The sequence below is a fragment of the Mesorhizobium sp. M0954 genome (assembly GCF_040319155.1).
GTDB lineage: Bacteria > Pseudomonadota > Alphaproteobacteria > Rhizobiales > Rhizobiaceae > Mesorhizobium.
Map to the genome: position 1 here is coordinate 147,263 of NZ_JAMYNR010000006.1, position 18,262 is coordinate 165,524.

At 63.3% G+C, this 18,262-nt stretch carries 20 protein-coding genes; 10 read left to right on the top strand and 10 right to left on the bottom strand.

Annotation, left to right across the window (positions count from 1 at the left end; all coding sequences use genetic code 11):
* Window positions 1-2: 2 nt before the first annotated feature.
* Window positions 3-611 carry a transporter gene (locus NKH93_RS10495; protein WP_352455970.1) on the top strand — a complete coding sequence of 203 codons (609 nt, stop codon included), beginning with the start codon at window positions 3-5 and terminating at the stop codon, window positions 609-611.
* Here NKH93_RS10495 and truA read toward each other — a convergent pair.
* The 4 genes from truA to def are packed head-to-tail and all read right to left on the bottom strand — an operon-like array spanning window position 593 to window position 3,349.
* Entirely contained in the window at window positions 593-1,348 is a 756-nt protein-coding gene (gene truA / locus NKH93_RS10500; RefSeq protein WP_352970174.1) for a tRNA pseudouridine(38-40) synthase TruA, read from the bottom strand. The two genes, NKH93_RS10495 and truA, sit on opposite strands and share 19 nt — an antisense overlap.
* Window positions 1,349-1,366: 18 nt before the next feature.
* Complete coding sequence (locus NKH93_RS10505) at window positions 1,367-1,876, bottom strand: GNAT family N-acetyltransferase (RefSeq protein ID WP_352769478.1); 510 nt, start codon at window positions 1,874-1,876, stop codon at window positions 1,367-1,369.
* The gene (gene fmt, locus NKH93_RS10510) at window positions 1,873-2,802 is read right to left on the bottom strand and encodes a methionyl-tRNA formyltransferase (RefSeq protein WP_352970339.1); all 930 of its coding nucleotides are present in this window, start codon (window positions 2,800-2,802) and stop codon (window positions 1,873-1,875) included. The genes NKH93_RS10505 and fmt overlap by 4 nt, the downstream gene beginning before the upstream one ends.
* Window positions 2,803-2,818: 16 nt before the next feature.
* Window positions 2,819-3,349 (bottom strand): peptide deformylase, encoded by a 531-nt coding sequence (gene def, locus NKH93_RS10515; protein WP_352455964.1) that lies wholly within the window; start codon window positions 3,347-3,349, stop codon window positions 2,819-2,821.
* 103 nt (window positions 3,350-3,452) lie between these two features.
* Between def and NKH93_RS10520 the strand changes: the two genes are divergently transcribed.
* Window positions 3,453-4,715 carry a DNA recombination protein RmuC gene (locus NKH93_RS10520; RefSeq protein ID WP_352970178.1) on the top strand — a complete coding sequence of 421 codons (1,263 nt, stop codon included), beginning with the start codon at window positions 3,453-3,455 and terminating at the stop codon, window positions 4,713-4,715.
* A 39-nt stretch (window positions 4,716-4,754) separates the two neighbouring features.
* Here the strand turns inward: NKH93_RS10520 and NKH93_RS10525 are convergent, their stop codons facing one another.
* From NKH93_RS10525 to NKH93_RS10535, 3 genes are all read right to left on the bottom strand, one after another.
* Window positions 4,755-5,159 (bottom strand): GFA family protein, encoded by a 405-nt coding sequence (locus NKH93_RS10525; RefSeq protein WP_352970180.1) that lies wholly within the window; start codon window positions 5,157-5,159, stop codon window positions 4,755-4,757.
* Window positions 5,160-5,226: 67 nt separating this feature from the next.
* The gene (locus NKH93_RS10530; RefSeq protein ID WP_352970182.1) at window positions 5,227-6,189 is read right to left on the bottom strand and encodes a cation diffusion facilitator family transporter; all 963 of its coding nucleotides are present in this window, start codon (window positions 6,187-6,189) and stop codon (window positions 5,227-5,229) included.
* A gap of 121 nt (window positions 6,190-6,310) precedes the next feature.
* Entirely contained in the window at window positions 6,311-7,120 is an 810-nt protein-coding gene (locus tag NKH93_RS10535) for a transglutaminase-like domain-containing protein (RefSeq protein ID WP_352501143.1), read from the bottom strand.
* 215 nt (window positions 7,121-7,335) lie between these two features.
* On the opposite strand from NKH93_RS10535, the gene NKH93_RS10540 reads away from it, so the two are divergent.
* Entirely contained in the window at window positions 7,336-7,461 is a 126-nt protein-coding gene (locus NKH93_RS10540) for a hypothetical protein (RefSeq protein ID WP_013528464.1), read from the top strand.
* Between the two features lie 153 nt (window positions 7,462-7,614).
* On the top strand, window positions 7,615-7,890 hold the full coding sequence (locus NKH93_RS10545; RefSeq protein ID WP_352970184.1) for a DMT family transporter: 276 nt from the start codon (window positions 7,615-7,617) through the stop codon (window positions 7,888-7,890).
* Window positions 7,891-7,972: 82 nt separating this feature from the next.
* Here the strand turns inward: NKH93_RS10545 and NKH93_RS10550 are convergent, their stop codons facing one another.
* The gene (locus NKH93_RS10550) at window positions 7,973-8,401 is read right to left on the bottom strand and encodes a DUF6481 family protein (RefSeq protein WP_023718183.1); all 429 of its coding nucleotides are present in this window, start codon (window positions 8,399-8,401) and stop codon (window positions 7,973-7,975) included.
* Between the two features lie 221 nt (window positions 8,402-8,622).
* Here NKH93_RS10550 and NKH93_RS10555 point away from each other — a divergent pair, with 221 nt between their 5' ends.
* The 3 genes from NKH93_RS10555 to NKH93_RS10565 all read left to right on the top strand — a co-directional run bounded on the left by NKH93_RS10555 (window position 8,623) and on the right by NKH93_RS10565 (window position 12,135).
* A complete protein-coding gene (locus NKH93_RS10555; protein ID WP_352970186.1) occupies window positions 8,623-9,684 on the top strand; it encodes an LLM class flavin-dependent oxidoreductase in 1,062 nt (353 codons plus the stop codon).
* 133 nt (window positions 9,685-9,817) lie between these two features.
* Window positions 9,818-10,978 (top strand): AI-2E family transporter, encoded by a 1,161-nt coding sequence (locus tag NKH93_RS10560; protein ID WP_352970188.1) that lies wholly within the window; start codon window positions 9,818-9,820, stop codon window positions 10,976-10,978.
* A 155-nt stretch (window positions 10,979-11,133) separates the two neighbouring features.
* A complete protein-coding gene (locus NKH93_RS10565; protein WP_352970190.1) occupies window positions 11,134-12,135 on the top strand; it encodes an LLM class flavin-dependent oxidoreductase in 1,002 nt (333 codons plus the stop codon).
* A 156-nt stretch (window positions 12,136-12,291) separates the two neighbouring features.
* Here the strand turns inward: NKH93_RS10565 and NKH93_RS10570 are convergent, their stop codons facing one another.
* Together NKH93_RS10570 and NKH93_RS10575 are read right to left on the bottom strand one after the other, a co-directional pair.
* Entirely contained in the window at window positions 12,292-12,915 is a 624-nt protein-coding gene (locus tag NKH93_RS10570) for a L,D-transpeptidase (protein WP_352472366.1), read from the bottom strand.
* Window positions 12,916-13,169: 254 nt separating this feature from the next.
* Window positions 13,170-14,189, bottom strand: a complete 1,020-nt coding sequence (locus NKH93_RS10575) for a LacI family DNA-binding transcriptional regulator (protein ID WP_352970192.1) — start codon at window positions 14,187-14,189, stop codon at window positions 13,170-13,172.
* A 217-nt stretch (window positions 14,190-14,406) separates the two neighbouring features.
* Between NKH93_RS10575 and NKH93_RS10580 the strand changes: the two genes are divergently transcribed.
* The 3 genes from NKH93_RS10580 to NKH93_RS10590 are packed head-to-tail and all read left to right on the top strand — an operon-like array spanning window position 14,407 to window position 18,262.
* Window positions 14,407-15,990 (top strand): sugar ABC transporter ATP-binding protein, encoded by a 1,584-nt coding sequence (locus NKH93_RS10580; RefSeq protein ID WP_352970194.1) that lies wholly within the window; start codon window positions 14,407-14,409, stop codon window positions 15,988-15,990.
* A complete protein-coding gene (locus tag NKH93_RS10585) occupies window positions 15,987-17,300 on the top strand; it encodes an ABC transporter permease (RefSeq protein WP_352970196.1) in 1,314 nt (437 codons plus the stop codon). Before NKH93_RS10580 ends, NKH93_RS10585 begins: the two co-directional genes overlap by 4 nt.
* On the top strand, window positions 17,297-18,262 hold the full coding sequence (locus NKH93_RS10590; RefSeq protein ID WP_352682299.1) for a substrate-binding domain-containing protein: 966 nt from the start codon (window positions 17,297-17,299) through the stop codon (window positions 18,260-18,262). The genes NKH93_RS10585 and NKH93_RS10590 overlap by 4 nt, the downstream gene beginning before the upstream one ends.

Consider the following 18,262-nt stretch of genomic DNA (forward strand, 5'->3'; position numbering starts at 1 on the left):
TGATGCTTTCAGCGGATGAAACCTACGCTTCGCTTGCCGGTGCCTGGCGGCTGATGCTCGGCAAGGCCGACGGATTTCGCCTGCTCGACCTTTCGGCGGACGGTTTCTGGAACTCCTTTTTTGCCATCGTCGTCGCGGCGCCGGCACTGATCGTCGGCTGGGTCGGTATTGCCAACGAGATCGGCGATCCCAACGCATTCGTCGGCCGTTTCAGCATGTTGATCCGCCTGGCCACCGTCGATATCGGCGCCTGGGTGCTGCCGCTCATAGGCCTCGCCCTGGTGGCGCCGCGGGTCGGCGTCGGCGGCCGTTTCGTCCATTATGTCGTGGCCAGCAATTGGGCCTCGGCGATCATCGCCTGGATGATGCTGCCATCGGCGTTGATCCGGCTTTTCCTGACATCGGCCAACGAAGTCTCCGGACTGGTGTCGCTGCTGTTGTTCGCGCTGTCGATGGTCTTGACCTGGCGGATGACCAACGTTGCGATCGGCAGGGGTGCGGCCACCGGCAGCGCCGTTTTTGCCGGCATGTTCGTGGCGTCGCTGATCGTCCTGTTCGGCCTGCAGGCGCTGCTCGGGATCAGCGTTCCGGATCAGCCCGGCGTCGGATAATCGACGCCGACGAGAAACAGCCCGTCGGGCGGCGCCACCTGACCGCAGGCCGCACGGTCGCGCGCCTCAAGCGCCGCCTTGAGGTCGGCAACAGTCCAGCCGCCTTCGCCGACACGTTTGAGCGAGCCGACCATCGAGCGCACCTGGTTGTGCAGGAATGACCGCGCCGAAGCGCGGACCTCAATGAAATCGCCCGCCCGGCTGACATCCAGCCGGTCGAGCGTGCGGACCGGGCTGGTGGCTTGGCACTGGGTCGAGCGGAAGGTGGTGAAATCATGCCGGCCAAGCAGCACCTTTGCCGCCTCGTGCATGGCACCGGCATCGAGCTGCTTTGGTACCCACCAGATCTTGCCCTTATCGAGCGCCGCCGGCGCGCGGCGGTTAACGATGCGGTAGAGGTAATGGCGGCCGATCGCCGAGAAACGCGCATCGAAGCCATCCGGCACGACGGCGGTCTTCAGGATGGCGATGCGCGCCTTGGCCGCTTGCAGATGCGCGTTGACGGCGTCGCGCACCTTGTCGCCGGGCCATGCTTTGATCAGATCGACATGCGCCACCTGAGCGGTCGCATGGACGCCGGCATCGGTGCGGCCGGCGGCGCGCAGCGAAACCTGCTCGCCACAGAACTTCTCGATCGCCCGCTCGATCGCCTGCTGCACCGAAGGCTGGTTGGCCTGGCGCTGCCAGCCGGCGAAGAGACTGCCGTCATATTCGATGTCGAGGCGAAAACGCGGCATTCCCGGATCGAGGCGAAATCAGGCGGCGAGGGCTGAGCCGAAGGCCGAGGCGTAGACCAGCCTGCCGGTCTCCGGCGCCTCGTCCCAGGCAAGCGCCTGCAGGGCTTCGCTTTGGTACTCGCTCTCGAACTTCGCTGCACGGGCGCGGCTGTAACCGAAACGTCCATAGTAAGCGGGATCCCCGAGCACCACGGCGAGCGTCTCGCCAGCAGCCTTCAGGCGGATATGCGCCTCGCGGACCAGCGCACCGCCGATGCCGGTGCCGTGGAACGACGGCTCGACCGCCAAAGGAGCCAAAGCCACCGCCGGGAAGCTCTTGCCGCCATTCTGCACGAAAAGCCGTGAAAACAGGATATGCCCGACCACTTGCCCGTCTTCGTCCGCCACCAGTTCGACGACGGCATCACCGCCGGTGACCAGCGCGTCGACCAGTCCGGCCTCCGCCTGCTGGCCGAATGCGTGTTCTTCGACAAGGCGGATCGCCTCGCGGTCCCGCGGCGTCGCCGCGCGTATGGACATCATGCTCATGACAATTTCATTCCTTTTTCGAGCTTGGCCCCGCGCAGAAACTCCTGCGCGGCAATGGGCCTTGCGCCCGCACGTTGAACTTCGACCGGCCTGATCGCGCCTGACCCGCAGGCGACCGTCAGCCGGTCATCGAGAATTCCTCCCGGTTCGCCGGCGCCTTGCGAGAGCGTCGAGCGAAGCAGTTTCAGCCGTTCCACGCGGCCGCCGATTTCGGCCTCGCACCATGCACCGGGAAAGGGCGACAGGCCGCGAATCTGGTTGTGCACGTCGCCGGCAGGTCGCAGCCAGTCTATGCGAGTCTCCAATTTATCGATTTTCTTGGCGTAGGTCACCCCCACCTCCGCCTGTGTGGTAAATGTCAGCGTATTCCGCTCCAGCCGTTCGAGCGCTTGCACTATGAGCGAAGCACCCAAGACCATCAGCCGATCGTGCAGATCGCCGGCCGTCATGTCGGGTCCAATGGGACATTTTTCAACCATTGCCACAGGGCCGGTGTCGAGGCCTTCCTCCATCCGCATCACCATCATGCCCGTTTCGGTATCGCCGGCCATGATGGCGCGCTGGATAGGGGCAGCGCCGCGCCAGCGCGGCAGCAGCGATGCATGGCCGTTGAGGCAACCGAGCCGCGGCGCCTCGAGAACGGGTTTGGGCAGAAGCAGCCCGTAGGCGACCACCACGGCGACGTCGGCACGCAACGCGCGGAACGCCTCCTGCTCCGCCTCGCCCTTCAGCGACACCGGCGACCGCACCTCGATGCCAAGCCGCTCCGCCTCGCGCTGCACCGGCGACGGCGTCAGTTCGAGCCCGCGCCGGCCGCCGGCGCGCGGCGGCTGCGTGTAGACGGCTGCCAACTCGTGCCCGGCCCCGGCAATCGCCCGCAGCGTCGGCACGGAGAATTCGGGCGTACCCATGAAGATGACACGCAGGGGCATTCGTCGACGCCTACCCCACCATCTTGCCCGGCGCCTTGTCCCTGGCGAGCTTCTTGAATTTCTTGACCACCATGTCGCGCTTCAGCTTGGAGATGTAATCGATGAACAGCACGCCGTTGAGGTGGTCGATTTCATGCTGCAGGCAGGTCGCCATCAGCCCCTCGGCCTCGATCTCCTGCAGCTTGCCATCGCGATCGAGATATTTCACCCGCACCGCGGCGGGGCGCTCGACTTCCGCATAGTAATCGGGGATCGACAGGCAGCCTTCCTCATAGACCGAACGCTGGTCGGAGCTTTCAAGGATTTCGGGATTGATGAAGACGTGCGGCGCCGGCGTCTCGTCCTCCTTGGCGAGGTCGATCACCAGCATGCGCAAGGGTTCGCCGACCTGGATCGCTGCGAGGCCGATGCCGGGTGCGTCATACATGGTGTCCAGCATGTCGCCGGCCAGTTTGCGCAGATCGCCGTCGACACGCTCGACCGGTTTTGAAACCTGGCGCAGGACGGGATCGGGGAGGATGATAAGCGGCTTGATCGACATGGTGTCTCACCTAAGACCTCGCAGGAAAAGCGTCAACCGGGGCGCCTTCGGGTCGTTCACGTTTTGATCTGCGCCGGCAGACCGAATCATCTATGCTGTCGACATGAACGATCTGGCCACCATCCTGTCCGAACCTGTCGCCCGCCTCGGCGCCACCACGATCACGCTCGGCCATGCCCTGGGTTTCGGCGCAATGCTGTTCCTCGGCCTGTTCGTGGCGCTCATCGTTGCGCTCTGGCGATCGGCCAAGGCGCGTGCAGTGGCGGCTGCCGAAGCCGCCGACCACGCCCGCGACGCCGAGGCGCGGATGGCCGGCATTCTGCAATCCCAAGCGGAAATGCAGGGCCGCATGGGCGCCATCGCCGAAGTGTTCGGGGCGCGCCAGGCCGAACTCACCCAGTCGATCGGCCAGCGCCTCGATGCCATGACCGGCCGCCTGGGCCAGACCATGACCGAGCAGACGAGATCGACGCATGAGAGCCTCGCCAAGCTGCAGGAACGGCTGGCGGTCATCGATATCGCGCAAGGCAACATCCAGTCGCTGGCCGGCCAGGTCGTGCAATTGCAGGCGATCCTTTCCAACAAGCAGACGCGCGGCGCCTTCGGCCAGTCGCGTATGGAAGCCATCGTCGCCGACGGATTGCCGCACGGCGCCTATGAATTCCAGGCGACCTTGTCGAATGGCAGCCGGCCCGACTGCCTGGTGAAGATGCCGAACGGCGCACCGTCGCTTGCCATCGATGCAAAGTTTCCGCTCGAGGCCTGGAATGCCATCCGGGCCGCCGAAGGCGCCGAACTGCAGAAGACCGCCGCACAGGCTTTCCGCCGCGACATCGAGGTGCATGTCCGCGATATTTCCGAAAAATACCTGATCCAGGGCGAGACGCAGGACACCGCCTTCATGTTCGTGCCTTCGGAATCGGTGTTCGCCGAAATCCACGAGAATTTCGAGGCCGTTGTCCAGAAGGCGCATCGCTCACGGATCGTCATCGTCTCGCCATCGCTTTTGATGCTGTCGATCCAGGTCATCCAGGCGATCCTCAAGGATGCGCGCATGCGCGAACAGGCACACCTGATCCAGGGCGAGGTTATCCGGCTGATGGAAGACGTCTCCCGGCTAGACGAGCGGGTGCGCAAATTGCAGACGCATTTCGGCCAATCGGCCAAGGACATCGAGGACATCCTGGTCTCGACATCGAAGGTGACCAGGCGCGGACAAAAGATCGAGGCGCTGGAGTTTGGCGTGCAGCCGGCGGAGGACACCGCTGGTTCGAATGGCAGCGGAGCAAAAGCGGAAAGCAGCCCGCGCGTCGCCGATTCGAAAACCGGGCAGTTGAGGCTAAGGGTCGTCGAAGGCGACGATTGAGAGCTGCGCCGGAACCGGAGGCTTCGCCCCGGTCTGGCGCTACTGCTCCTCGATGATGGTTGTGCCTTCGAATTCCGGCAGCCAATGCAGCGCCGAGCGGTGCCAGATCTGCTTTCTTGGCACCAGTTGCTCGCGCTGCCGTGCCGTGCCGACCCTGATACCGTAAACCTTCGGTCCCTCGCCCGCCGACGTGGCGTAGAGATGCGAGCCGCACTCACCGCAAAATGCCTGGGCACGCTTGGCGCCGCTCGAACCGGTCTTGATGTAGATCTTCGGCGCGCCATTGGTGATCCTGTAATTGTCCTCGGACGCCGGCACGGTGACGCGAAAGGCCGTTCCGGTTAGCTTCTGACAATCGATGCAGTGACAAATGGTGGTCTTTTCCGGATCGACTTCGGCCTCGTAAGTGATAGCGCCACAATGACACGCGCCGTCGATTTTCATCTTCGTTCCTCCTGGAGCTTTTGCCTGCAATCATAACCGGGACTGCCCGATGGCGCAGCCATTTTCCTCAGGCCGGTTCCCCTCCGGACGCCGCCAGGGCCTTGCTCCGGCGTTCCCAGGTGCCGGTGGTCTGCGGCTTGACGAAGAGCCGCGTCACCTCCGGCATCTCCGCCTTCAGCCGCGTCTCGAGGCGCTCGACACAGGTCTCTATCTCCGGCGCCGACAAATGATCCTCGAACTCGATGCTCAAAGCGGCGACGATCTCCTGCGGACCCATATGCAGCGTCAGCACGCCATTTGCCCGTTGCACCGCCGGGTCCTGCTGGATGACGGCCAGCACCTCTGTTTGCACCTCGGGCGAGGCCGGCTCGCCGAGCAGCAGGCTCTTGCTTTCGCGTGCCAGGAAGATCGCGGTCGCGCCCAGGATGAGCGCGATGCCGATCGACGCGGCGCCGTCGAGCTTCGGCATGTCCAGCAATTCCGCCGCCAATATGCCGGCGAAGGCGACAACGAGGCCGAGAAGTGCCGCGCTGTCCTCGAAGAGTACGGTGTAGACACTCGGATCCTTGCTGAGCTGCACCGCCTCAAGCCAGCCGTGGCTGCCTTTTTGGTGGCGGAATTCCTTCAGCGCCACCAGCCAAGAGGTGCCTTCGAAGAGGAAGGAAAGGCCAAGGACAGCGTAGTTCACCTTGGCGTTGGCGATCGGCTCCGGCGCCATGATGTGCATCACGCCTTCGTAGAACGATATGCCGGCGCCCAGTGCAAAGACAAGGAGCGCGACGATGAAGCTCCAGAAGTACAGCTCGCGGCCATGGCCGAGCGGATGCGTGCGGTCGGCCGGGCGCGCGGCACGGTGCATGCCGTAAAGCAGCAGGCTGCCATTGCCGGTATCGACGAGCGAGTGGACGCCTTCCGAGAGCATTGCCGAGCTGCCCGTGAACAAGGCAGCGGCGAATTTGGTCAGTGCGATCGCAAGATTTCCGGCGAGCGCCGCATAGATCACTTTTTTCGACCCGCCATGCGCCGCCATGGTGTGCTGCCCTGGTTGATGCCCCGAGATTGGCGGAGCGTCCGCCCACGCTCCACAGCTCTCACAACGCCTGAAGCGCCCAGTTGTTCACAAGGTCAGTTGTTCAAAAGGGCGGCGCGGGCTATTCGACGACCTCGTCCGTCCAGACCTTGAAGCCAGCCAGCGCGCCCGGCCCGAAAATGTGGGTCAGCGGCACATCGGCGGCATCGCGTCCGGAGGCAATCAGGATGCGGCCGATGCGCGGCGCGTTGTTGCGCGGGTCGAACGCGTGCCAGCGGCCGCCGAGATAGACTTCCATCCAGGCGGCGAAATCCATGTCCGACCACGGCTTTGGCAGGCCGATATCACTGATATAGCCGGTGCAGTAGCGGGTCGGAATGTTCAGGGCGCGGCAGAAGGCGACAGCGAGATGAGCAAAGTCGCGGCATACACCACTCTGCTCGCGATAGGCCTCGGCGGCGGTGCGCGTCGGCCGTGCATTGAAATAGTTGAAGACGATGTGGTTATGGACGAAGTCGCAGACCGCCTGGACGCGCGGAATGCCGAGCGGGGTGCTGCCGAACAGTCGCCACGCTTCATTCGACAGCACGTCGCTCTCGCAATAGCGGCTGGGCAGCAGGAACAGCAGCGTCTCCGACGGCAGATCGCGCACCTCGTGCTGCCACGCCGTCAGCTCGCGCGTCTCGAAGGAGCCGGGGTCGCGGATCACCGCGTCCGTGCCGAACGCAAAGCGCCCGGCCGGCGCAACGAAACGGTTGCACCAATTGCCGAAACTGTCGCGGTAGCTCTCGATCGGCACCGGCGGGTTCGACGTCAGGAAGTCCGGCCGCTCAAGATCGGATGCGCGCGAATAATGGACATTTAGCATCGCGATCAGCGGTGTTTCCTGCGGGAAGTCGAAGCTCATCTGGCAACCGATGTGGATCCGCATTGTCGTCCTGACCGGCCTGCCTGATCATCAGCCGGCGAAACGCGAGGGCTGATGCTGCAGTGCGAAGAAGACCATGGCACGGACCGCTGCGGTTTACGAGGGAATTAGAAACCGGTTGACAGCCCATCGGCCAGGCGACTGCACGGCAGCGGCCTCTTGCAGTCGAACGTTTTCTCTTGTTTCACTTCGCCAGATATCAACTGGAGGAACGAATCATGGCTAAGGGTGCGATGAAGGCAGGCAAGGAGGCCCGCAAGCCGAAGAAGGACGCGAAGAAACCGGCTCCGGCGCCGGCCCTGAAGGCACCGCCGGTGAAGGCGATGAAGCTGAAGGACAAGTAGAGCCGCAGCTACCGTTTCGGCTTATTTCGACCGGCCGCAAACGCGGCCGGTATGATTGTTCATTAAGCTCACGCGCATCCCCTTGGATGCGGCGAAGGCAATTTTTGCGCTTTTCAAGAAATCGGCCGAAAGCCATCGAAACGGAGCGTTCCGATGTCGTCGGTTTTCCTGTTCCTCGCCGGCCTGTTCGAGATCGGCTGGGCGATCGGCCTCAAATACACCGACGGATTCTCGAAGCCGCTGCCAACCGTCCTGACGGTAGCCTCGATGATCGTCAGCCTGACCTTGCTCGGCCTGGCGCTGAAGGCGTTGCCGGTCGGCACGGCGCTGTTGGGGATATGGCTGCTCGGCGACCCAGCGACGGCGATCAGGCTGGCCTGCATCGCGCCAATCGTCTGCGGCATCATGGGACTGAAGCTCGCGGCTTAGCCGATTCCGACAGACCAACGCGTGCGGGGCCGCTGCAAGGCGGCCCTGATTCTTGAATTCGGCTGATTAGCGCCGGAAAGCGCTATCGCGCGGAGAAGCCGGGCGGCGTCCTGCCGGTGCGCTGCTTGCGCGCGGCATAGCGCGCATCACGCTTGGCCTTGCGTTCGGCCTCGTCGGCAAGAAAACGGGCGATGCGCTCGTTCTCTTCAGCTTCCCGGATCTTCGCTTCGGCCTGTGCGGCTTCTTCCGCAGCGATGCGTGCCGCTTCGGCAGCTGCCTCGCGCTCGGCCTTTTCGGCCGCTTCGCGCGCCAGCTTTTCCTGCTTCAGCCTGGCCTTTTCGGCCTCGCGTATAGCGCGGGCCTCGAGGATTGCCTTGCGCTCGGCCTGTCGTGCCAGCACCGCTGGATCATCTGCCGCCGGCTTTGCCTTGAAGCGCTCCAGAAGCGCCTTCTTTGCCTCGTTTGCGGCATTGCGCCGCTCGAAAACGTCTTTTTCCCTATAGATAGCCAAGTCCACTTCCCTGAAGTCAATTTGCGAGGCTTACATACGCGTGAAAACCGAGAGTTCAAGCGCCAAAACGGTATGCCAGCCATGAAATTCTGATCTGTTGCAGCCGGGAGACGCCATTTCGATTGAATTCGGCCGAAAGCACCCGCACTGTTCACCATCCAGGCATCTGGCGGGGCGGCGGACTGATCGCTACCGCCAAGACAAAACGCTGAGATGACAGTATGGAACTCGGTCTCTACACCTTCGCCGACGTCAGCCCGGAACCGGGTCCCGGTGCGATCGGTGCGCATGAGCGATTGCGCAATTTGATCGAGGAGATCGAGCTCGCCGACCAGGTCGGGCTGGACGTCTTTGGTCTCGGCGAGCACCACCGTCCCGACTATGCTGCCTCGGCTCCGGCGGTGGCGCTGGCGGCGGCGGCCGAACGGACCAAGCGCATAAGGCTGACCAGCGCTGTCACCGTGCTGTCCTCCGACGATCCGGTGCGCGTCTTCCAGCAGTTTGCCACCCTCGATCTTCTGTCCGGCGGCCGTGCCGAGATCATGGCCGGGCGCGGCTCGTTCATCGAATCCTTTCCGCTGTTCGGCTACAATCTCGAAGATTATGACGAACTCTTCGCCGAGAAGCTCGACCTGCTGCTCGCCATCCGCGACCATGTCAAGGTGACCTGGTCGGGCCGTCTGCGCGCGCCGATCAATGATCGTGGCGTCTATCCCCGGCCCTTGCAGGACAAATTGCCGATCTGGATCGCCGTCGGTGGAACACCGCAATCCGTCGCCCGCGCGGGCGTGCTCGGGTTGCCGCTGGCACTGGCGATCATCGGTGGCGAGCCGGCGCGGTTCGCACCGCTGTTCGACATCTACAGGGATGCAGCCAGGCGCGCCGGCAACGATCCGGCAAGCCTTGCCACCAGTCTCAACGTGCACGGCTTCATTGCCGACAGCACGGACCAGGCAGCCGACGATTTTTACGGGCCGCAGGCCGAGGTGATGAACCGCATCGGCCGCGAGCGCGGCTGGGGGCCGACATCGCGGGCACATTTCGACCAATCGCGCGGCCCAAACGGCGCGCTGTTCGTCGGCAATCCAGAACAGGTGGCCGAGAAGATCCTTGCCCAGCACAGGATATTCGGCAACGACCGCTTCCTGCTGCAAATGGCGATCGGCACCATGCCGCACGCCAAGGTGATGAAGGCCATCGAACTCTACGGAACCAAAGTGGCGCCGATCGTGCGCCGGGAAACTGCGAAGGCCGTTCCCGCCGTGGCGGCGCCGGTTGCCTGATTCCCAGTCACCTGATTCACCGGCAAGGCCGCGAGGCGGCCTGGCCGGTGACGCCGGCTAACGGAACCTTGAAGCGACAGAGGCGTTTTCGCCAACGGTCTGCACCAATCGCGGTGTGCCGCCGAGGGTCAGAATGAAAGCCGAACCCGACGCTTCGGGCGCAAGCGCTGCCGAAAGCCCGGATCCGCGCGTCGAGGCGCGGGCGGATGCGCATCTGATGCGTTCGCTGCTCGTCGGCATCTTCATCCTCATGGCGATCTACGCGCTTTACTTCGCCCGCGCCTTCTTCATGCCGGTCATTCTGGCTTTCCTGCTGGCGCTGACGCTGACGCCGATCGTTCGCTTCCTGCGCAAGCATGGCATGCCCGATGTCATTTCAGCGACACTGCTGGTGCTGCTTTCGTTCTGCCTCGTCGCCGTCGCGGGATATCTGCTCAGCGGCCCGGTCATCGACCTCATCAACAACACCTCGACGATCGGCCAGCAGCTTACCGAACGTCTGGCACAACTGCGCCGTCCGTTCGAACGGATCGTGGAGATTTCGCGCCAGATCGAGGGCCTGACACAGACATCCCAGGAGCCGGGCGTTCAGAGGGTGGCGACGGCGCCATCCGGTATTCTCTCGCAGGCCGCCGGCAATGTGCTGTCGGCCGGCGCCAGCGTTACCATCGTCTTCGTCCTGTCGCTGTTCCTGCTCGCCTCGGGCACGATGTTCTATGAAAAGATCGTCCAGTCCTTCCCCAGTCTCAGCGAAAAGAAGCGGGCGCTGCGCGTCGTCTACGACGTAGAACGTGAAATCTCGCATTATCTGCTTACTGTCACGGTCATCAATACATGTCTCGGCGTGGTCATCGGGCTCGGCCTGTGGGCGCTCGGCGTGCCCAACGCGCAGGTCTGGGGCGCGGCAGCGGCTCTGCTCAATTTCCTGCCCTATATCGGGGCGCTGACCACCATCACGCTGGTTACGATCATCGCGCTGATAAGCTTCGACACGATTTCCTATGCGCTGCTGGCGCCGGCCTTCGTCCTTATGTGCGATGTCGTCGAAGGCCAGTTCGTGACGCCGACGGTGGTCGGGCGCCGTCTCGAAATCAACGCAGTGGCGATCCTCATCGCCATCGCCTTCTGGTCGTGGCTGTGGGGTTTCGTCGGCGCGCTGCTGGCGGTGCCGCTGCTGGTCGTCATCAAGGTGTTCTGCGATCATTTCGACGGTCTCAGCCATGTCGGCAATTTCCTGGCGGCGCAGCACACGGCAGCGATCGAGGACGAAGAAATTGACGAGGCGAAAAAGTAGCGGCTTAAAGGGTCAAAAGCGCCCCCGATTGGTGCGGATCACGACCTTGCATCGGTCGCACGTCCGTTGTGCCCTCAGCGCTCCATCAACATTTTGAATTTGCCGCCTCGGCAACGGCTTCCTACATCCCTTCGGCCCACAGGAAACCCGCGCCGATGACCGTTCTTTCCGTTCTCGACCTGTCGCCGATCGTCGAAGGCAGCAACGCTTCACAGTCACTCGCCAATTCGCTCGATCTCGCCCGTCATGCCGAGCGGCTGGGTTACCGGCGCTATTGGCTGGCAGAGCACCACAATATGCCGGGCATCGCCAGCGCCGCCACCTCGGTGGTCATTGCCCATGTGGCCGGCGGCACCAATACGATACGCGTCGGCGCCGGCGGCATCATGCTGCCCAATCATTCCCCGCTGGTCATCGCCGAGCAGTTCGGTACGCTTAACGCTCTGCATCCTGGCCGCATCGATCTCGGCCTCGGCCGGGCGCCCGGCACCGACATGGCCACGGCACGGGCGCTGCGCCGTAACCTCGACGCTGGCGCCGACAATTTCCCGCAGGACGTCATCGAGCTGATGGGTTACTTGCAGCCGGCCGAAGACGGCCAACGCATCCGCGCGGTGCCCGGCGAAGGCGAAAAGGTGCCGATCTGGATTCTCGGTTCCAGCCTCTACGGCGCGCAGCTTGCCGCCATGCTCGGCCTGCCCTACGCTTTCGCTTCGCATTTTGCGCCGGCCGAGCTCGACCATGCTCTGGAGATCTACCGCTCGCGTTTCCAGCCTTCGGAGCAGCTCGACAAGCCTTATGTGATGCTCGGCCTCAACGTCTTCGCCGCTCCTTCCGATGCCCAGGCGCGGTTGTTGTTCACCTCGCTGCAGCAGGCCTTCGTCAATCTGCGCACCGGCCGGCCCGGCCGATTGCCGCCGCCGGTCGAAGGATATGAGCGCGACCTCGACCCTATGGCCAAGACCATGCTCGGCCAGGCGCTTTCCTGCGCCGTCGTCGGCTCTCCCGAAAGAGTCAGGCAAGGCATCGAGGCGTTTGTGCGCCGCACAGGGGCCGACGAGCTGATGGTCACAGCGCAGATTTTCGACCATGCGGCGCGGGTGCGCTCGTTCGAGATCCTGGCCGACGCTCACAAATCGCTGTCGGAAGCTGCCTGAGAGTTGGTTCGCCACTTGCCTCTGCTGCGGGCAAGGCCGGCCTTAGGCAGGGAACATCGCGAACAGGTGTGCGAAGACATCGCGAACATTTCGCGCGTTTTGCGCGGAGCTTTTCGATCCGTCATGCTCGTCCGTTAGCGGGAAACGCGGCGTCCACTAAATGACGATCACCTTGGTGCCAATTGTGGCGCGGTCATAGAGATCGATGATGTCCTGGTTCATGAGGCGAATGCAGCCCGCAGACACGGCTTTGCCGATGGACCACCATTCGGGGCTACCGTGCAGGCGATATCCAGTGTCACCTTTCTCGTTAAAAAGATAGAGCGCCCGCGCCCCGAGCGGGTTCATGAGTCCGCCCTCCATATGGGCCGGTATGATGCGGCCTCGCTTCTGCTCGCGCACGATCATCGCAGACGGCGCGCTCCAATCCGGCCATTCGCGCTTCCTCGCAACGTGAGCAGTGCCATGCCACTCGAAGCCCGCCTTGCCGACGCCGATGCCGTAGCGCAGTGCCTGACCGTCTCCCAGCACGTAGTAGAGGAACTTCGCTCCTGTATCGACAATGATGGTGCCCGGCGCCTCATCAGTCGCATAAGGCACTGTCTGCCGATGGAACTTTTGGTCAACCTTGTAGATCGGAACCGGCGGAACGCGAAAACCGGCGTCGGTGAGGCCGCCATAGGCCTGGGGAAAGGTCTGTAACGCTCCGCCGGTGGTGCAGCCGGAGAATGCGACCATCCCAGCAAGTCCCAGCCCGATTAGGATCGATTTCACGCGCATGACTCAAGCCGGCGCCCGTGTGAACGATCAGTCGCATCTCGTCATATTCCTAAACCGACATGCTTCGATTGCCAAGATTTTCCTGACTGTCGGCTGGCTGATTGTTGGCCACTTGGCTCGATCGGCGCCGCGTCTTTCAATTGCTCGGTTTTCGAAAGACGAACGCCCGTAGTGGCTGCGAAGGCCCGGGATCGGCAGGACAGAGGGAGCGCTGTCCGTCCGGCATTGCAAAGTTTCTGAACAGAGCCCAAGCGCTACGCGCTGACGCTCTGCGCAGTTGCACCTAGCGGACGGCATGAATTGCGGATCATCAAGCGTCCCTTGAGCGTCAGCTTGCGCGGCGGCGCATCCCTGTTTCCGGCGAGCCGGTCGAGCAGCAGATTGGCCGCCTGTTCGCCAATCGCCTGCACCGGCTGTGCGACCGTGGTCAATTGCGGCCGGAACACATCCGACCACGGAAAGTCGTCGAAGCAGGCGACCGAAATATCCTCCGGACAGGACAGGCCGATATCGCGAATGGCCTTCATGGTGCCGATCACCATCGGGTTGTTGGCCGAAAAGATGGCGCTCGGCCGGTCGTGCAGCGAAAGCAGCTGCATGGTGGCGTTGTAGCCGTCGACTTCATGGAAGTTGCCGAAGCGGACGAGTTCGGCCTCGGCCGGCAGGCCGGCGGCCTGGAGGGCCTCGCGGTATCCCGCCATGCGGTCATGCATCGGCGAGATATCGAACGAGCCGGAGATGTAGCCGATGCGCCGATGGCCGAGATCGATCAGGTAATTGATGGCGTCGAACACCGCGCGCTGATTGTCGAGAACGACGGCATCGGTGTCGACACCCTGGCAAACACGGTCGAGCAGCACGACCGGCACATTGGCGTCGTCGACAATCCGTTTGAGGATCGCGCCGTCACCGACACGCGCGACGATCAGTCCGTCGACCATGCGGTCGAGCAACAGCCTGATCTGGTCGTCCTGCGTGTTCAGGTGCTCGTCGGTGCAGCACAGCATGACGGCGTAGCCGGCCCGGTCGAAAGCCTGCTGGATAACCGAAACCACGTCGGTAAAGAACGGATTGGTGATGTGTGGGACGGTGAGCCCGATGGTGCGTGTGGTGCCCATCTTCAGGCTGCGGGCGATGGCGTTGCGCTTATAGCCAATGTCGCGGATCGCCTGTTCGATGCGCTGGCTGAGCTCGGGGCTGACGGTCGCGGTGCCGTTGATCAGCGCCGATACGGTGGCCACGGAAACACGCGCGGCCTCGGCCACATGAAGCATAGTCGGAGCAGTGAATTTGCGCTGCTTTTTTCGTCCTGACGCTGTCATTTTCGAAACGTTTCACCACTTCACGGTAGCAATACGTACGGAATCTTATGATTTTGCGCAAGAATTGAAATGGAACAATCTCAGGCTCCAGATATTGCCTTGACATGATCGAAACGTTTAGATTAGCGTTTGAGGTGTTCGGTGACGACGGAGGGAGGCCGTCCTTGTCATGCAGCACGGCAATTCCATCCCTGCGGAAGGCGCTACGGCGGACGGCTCGGCTATCGTGCTGAGGGCCGAGCACATCTCCAAATCCTTCGGCGGCATCGCAGCACTCGTCGATGTCGGCTTCGAGCTGCGGCGCGGCGAAGTCCATGCGTTGATGGGCGAGAACGGCGCCGGCAAGTCGACGCTGATGAAGATACTGTCCGGCGTCTACACGGATTATAACGGAACGGTCAGTATCGATGGCCACCCGGTGCGCTTTACCGGCGTCCGCGAGGCCGAGCGCGCCGGCATCGCCATCATCCACCAGGAGCTGAACCTCGTTCCCGAACTTAGCGTCGCCGACAATATCTTTCTCGGCCGCGAGAAGCTGATCGCCGGGCTGATCGTCGACCGCAAGGCGAGCAGCCGCGCTGCCGGCGCGCTCTTGCAAAGGCTCGGCATCGAGCTCGACCCGGATGCGCGCGTCGGTGCCTTGCGCGTCGGCGAACAGCAGCTGGTCGAGATCGCCAAGGCGCTGTCGATGTCGGCGCGCATTCTGATCATGGACGAGCCGACCTCGGCGCTTTCGCCGGCCGAATGCCAGCGGCTGTTCCGCATCATCCGCCAGCTCGCCGACAGCGGCGTGGCGATCGTCTACATTTCGCACCGCATCGACGAGGTCATGCATCTGGCCAGCCGCGTCACCGTGTTTCGCGATGGACGCCACGTCCTGACGCGGGCGATGGACAAGCTCGACGAAGACGCCATAATTTCGGCGATGGTCGGGCGAAACCTGCTTGCTTCCTCCCAGGAGCACCGCATCCCCGGTGGCAACACGGTCCTGTCCGTAAGCGAGCTGTCGCTGTCGAAGCCCAATCGCAATGGTTGGCGCACCGTGCTCGATGGCGTCAGCTTCGATCTTGCCGCAGGAGAAATCCTCGGTATCGGCGGGCTGCTGGGCTCGGGCCGTACCGAAATCCTGGAAACCATCTTCGGGTCCAGCGGCGGACGTGCCGGCGGTGGGATCAGGCTCGATGGCGAGGCAGTAGAAATCCGTTCGCCGCGCGATGCGCGCCGGCTCGGCATCGCCCTGGTCACGGAAGACCGCAAGACGCAGGGCCTCCATCTCGAGGCCTCGATCACCGACAATGTCGCGCTGCCGCTGGTCGGCGCCCTGGCGCGGTTCGGCGTGCGCTCGTTGGCCGGTGAGCAAGGGCTGGCACGGGACGCCGTCAAGGCGCTCGGCATTCGCTGCGAGACCGTCGAGCAGCCGGCCGGCACGCTGTCCGGCGGCAACCAGCAGAAGGTCGTCATCGGCAAATGGCTAGCGACGAGGCCGCGGGTGCTGCTGCTTGACGAGCCGACACGCGGCATCGATGTCGGTGCCAAGCGGGAAATCTACGATCTCATCTTCAAGCTGGCGCGAGACGGGCTGGCAATCGCCGTCATCAGCTCGGAATTGCCGGAGCTGCTGCATCTTTCCGACCGTATCCTGGTCATGGCCGACGGCCGCCAGACGGGAATCCTATCCCGCGCGCAAGCCAGCGAGGAGGCCATCATGCGGCTTGCGGCGCCGCGACGGACGATGACGAGGCCTGCCGCATGAGCATTTTGCATATCCTGTCCCGGACGAAGCTCTATTGGGGCCTGATCGCCATCTTCCTGATCGGCGTGCTCGGCTCGCCGATCAGCTCCAAGGGCAACAACATCTTCCTGTCCTACGGCAACCTGCTCGATGTGCTGCGCCAGGTGTCGACCACCGGGCTGATTGCCACCGGCATGACTGCGGTGATCATCACCGGCGGTATCGACCTTTCCGTCGGCTCGCTGATGGCTATCTGCACGGTCGTCTGTGCCATGCTGCTGACGGTCCCCGGCGTGACGCCGGCGGTGGTGCTGGGGGTGCCGACAGTTGCCCTGGCAGCCCTTTGCCTCGGCATTCTCGTCACTCGTTTCATCCTGCTGAACATCGAAAAATCCCGCGCCGGCGCGCAGGCCATGCACGACATCAGGTTGGACAGCGTTCGCGGGCTGGTGACGCCCGGCATTGTCGGGGTGATCCTGTGCAGTCTGGTGCTGTGGTTCCTGCTGCCGCAGGTGGGCTCAAAATTCGGCGTGCTCGGCGTGTTGCTGGTGGCGCCTTGCGTCGGCCTGCTGTTCGGTGCGCTCAACGGCTTCATCATCGTCGCCGGGCGGCTGCAGCCCTTCATCGTCACGCTGGCGATGATGGTCACGGCGCTCGGCATCGCCCGGTTGACCGCCGGCCAGAACAATGCGGTGCTGCCGGTCTATACCGGCTCGAACGCCACGGCCGATTTCGAAATGCTGCGCTCGCTGGTATTCGGTGTGATCCCGATGCCGGGCCTGTTCTTCCTCGGCGCCATCCTGATCTACGGCGCTGTGCTGCGCTTCACCCCGTTCGGCCGCTATGTCTATGCGATCGGCGGCAATGAGGAGGCGGCGCGGCTGTCGGGCATCGCCGCAGGCCGCGTGAAGATCGCCACCTATGCCGTGTCAGGGCTGCTGGCCGGCATCGCGGCGGTGCTCTATGTCGCGCAGTACCGGCAAGGCAAGCCGGACGCCGGCGCCGGGCTGGAGCTCGACGCGATTGCCGCCGTGGTCATCGGCGGCACCAGCCTGATGGGCGGACGCGGCAGCCTCACCGGGACGTTCTGCGGCGTGCTGATCTTCGGGCTGCTCTCCAACATCCTGCAGCTGCACAACATCAATTCGAACCTTCAGCTGGTGCTGAAGGGGATGATCATCATCGGTACCGTACTCGTACAGGAGCGCAGTGCCGGTGATCTTCTCTTCTATCTGCGACTGCCCGGCGGGCAAGCGCACAAGGAAACGGCCGCGGCAAAGCGGCCGTCGCAAGAGACCGCGTCTCTGAATATTGGAGGAAACAAGAAATGAAACGACGTGAATTGTTGAAGCTCGCCGGGCTGACAGCGGCACTCCTGACCACGACCGCCATGCTTGGCGGCGGCGCCCATGCGCAGGACAAGAAGTGGAAGATCGGCTTCTCGCAGGTGACGACCATCGAACCCTGGCGCGCCCAGTTCAACAAGGACATCCTGGCCGAAGCGGCCAAGCATCCGGAAGTCGAGCTGATCATCACCGACGGCGAGGACAAGACCGAGAAGCAGGTCGCCGATGTCGAAAACCTTATCCGTCAGGAGGTCGATGCGCTCTTGGTATCACCGAAAGAATCCGCCGGCCTGACCGGTGTCGTGCAGCAGGCGATCGATGCCAAGATCCCGGTCTTCGTGCTCGACCGCAACGTCGAAACCAACGACTACACGCAGTTCGTCGGCGGCGACAACAAGCTGATCGGCCGGGCTGCCGGTGAATATGCCGTCGAGCTGCTTGGCGGCAAGGGCAAGGCCGCCGGCAACGTTGTCGAGATCTGGGGCGGCATGGGCACCCAGCCGGCACACGACCGCCATGACGGTTTCCATGAATTCACCGACAAGGAGCCGGGCATAAAATACCTGCTCGACCAGCAGTCGGGCGACTGGAAGCAGGACCAGGCCTACAACATCATGGCGACGGCGTTGCGCAACAACGAGAAAATCGATCTTGTCTACGGCCACAATGATCCGATGGCCTATGGCGCCTATCTTGCCGCCAAGGACGTCGGACGTGAGAAGGACATCAAGTTCATCGGCATCGACGGCCTGCCCAATGAAGGCGTGCAGCTGGTCGCCAATGGCGAGCTGACGGCGACGTTCACTTATGTGACGCCGGGCGCCGAAGGGCTGCGGCAGGCGATCAAGTTCCTGAACGGCGAGAAGGTGGAAAAGACGATCACCCTGCCGACGCAGAAGATCACCAAGGAAAATGCCGCCCAGATCCTGAAGGACAACGGCCTCTGA

Excerpts from the sequence above, each read along its gene's own strand:
- NKH93_RS10540 (WP_013528464.1), top strand. The coding sequence starts at position 7,336 with ATGGCTAAGGGTGCGATGAAGGCAGGCAAGGAGGCCCGCAAGCCGAAG.
- NKH93_RS10495 (WP_352455970.1), top strand. The coding sequence starts at position 3 with ATGCTTTCAGCGGATGAAACCTACGCTTCGCTTGCCGGTGCCTGGCGG.
- NKH93_RS10520 (WP_352970178.1), top strand. The coding sequence starts at position 3,453 with ATGAACGATCTGGCCACCATCCTGTCCGAACCTGTCGCCCGCCTCGGC.
- NKH93_RS10580 (WP_352970194.1), top strand. The coding sequence starts at position 14,407 with ATGCAGCACGGCAATTCCATCCCTGCGGAAGGCGCTACGGCGGACGGC.
- NKH93_RS10535 (WP_352501143.1), bottom strand. The coding sequence starts at position 7,120 with ATGCGGATCCACATCGGTTGCCAGATGAGCTTCGACTTCCCGCAGGAA.
- NKH93_RS10585 (WP_352970196.1), top strand. The coding sequence starts at position 15,987 with ATGAGCATTTTGCATATCCTGTCCCGGACGAAGCTCTATTGGGGCCTG.
- NKH93_RS10590 (WP_352682299.1), top strand. The coding sequence starts at position 17,297 with ATGAAACGACGTGAATTGTTGAAGCTCGCCGGGCTGACAGCGGCACTC.
- def (WP_352455964.1), bottom strand. The coding sequence starts at position 3,349 with ATGTCGATCAAGCCGCTTATCATCCTCCCCGATCCCGTCCTGCGCCAG.
- NKH93_RS10525 (WP_352970180.1), bottom strand. The coding sequence starts at position 5,159 with ATGAAAATCGACGGCGCGTGTCATTGTGGCGCTATCACTTACGAGGCC.
- truA (WP_352970174.1), bottom strand. The coding sequence starts at position 1,348 with ATGCCGCGTTTTCGCCTCGACATCGAATATGACGGCAGTCTCTTCGCC.
- NKH93_RS10565 (WP_352970190.1), top strand. The coding sequence starts at position 11,134 with ATGACCGTTCTTTCCGTTCTCGACCTGTCGCCGATCGTCGAAGGCAGC.
- NKH93_RS10530 (WP_352970182.1), bottom strand. The coding sequence starts at position 6,189 with ATGGCGGCGCATGGCGGGTCGAAAAAAGTGATCTATGCGGCGCTCGCC.
- NKH93_RS10545 (WP_352970184.1), top strand. The coding sequence starts at position 7,615 with ATGTCGTCGGTTTTCCTGTTCCTCGCCGGCCTGTTCGAGATCGGCTGG.
- NKH93_RS10575 (WP_352970192.1), bottom strand. The coding sequence starts at position 14,189 with ATGCTTCATGTGGCCGAGGCCGCGCGTGTTTCCGTGGCCACCGTATCG.
- NKH93_RS10505 (WP_352769478.1), bottom strand. The coding sequence starts at position 1,876 with ATGAGCATGATGTCCATACGCGCGGCGACGCCGCGGGACCGCGAGGCG.
- NKH93_RS10555 (WP_352970186.1), top strand. The coding sequence starts at position 8,623 with ATGGAACTCGGTCTCTACACCTTCGCCGACGTCAGCCCGGAACCGGGT.
- NKH93_RS10570 (WP_352472366.1), bottom strand. The coding sequence starts at position 12,915 with ATGCGCGTGAAATCGATCCTAATCGGGCTGGGACTTGCTGGGATGGTC.
- NKH93_RS10560 (WP_352970188.1), top strand. The coding sequence starts at position 9,818 with ATGAAAGCCGAACCCGACGCTTCGGGCGCAAGCGCTGCCGAAAGCCCG.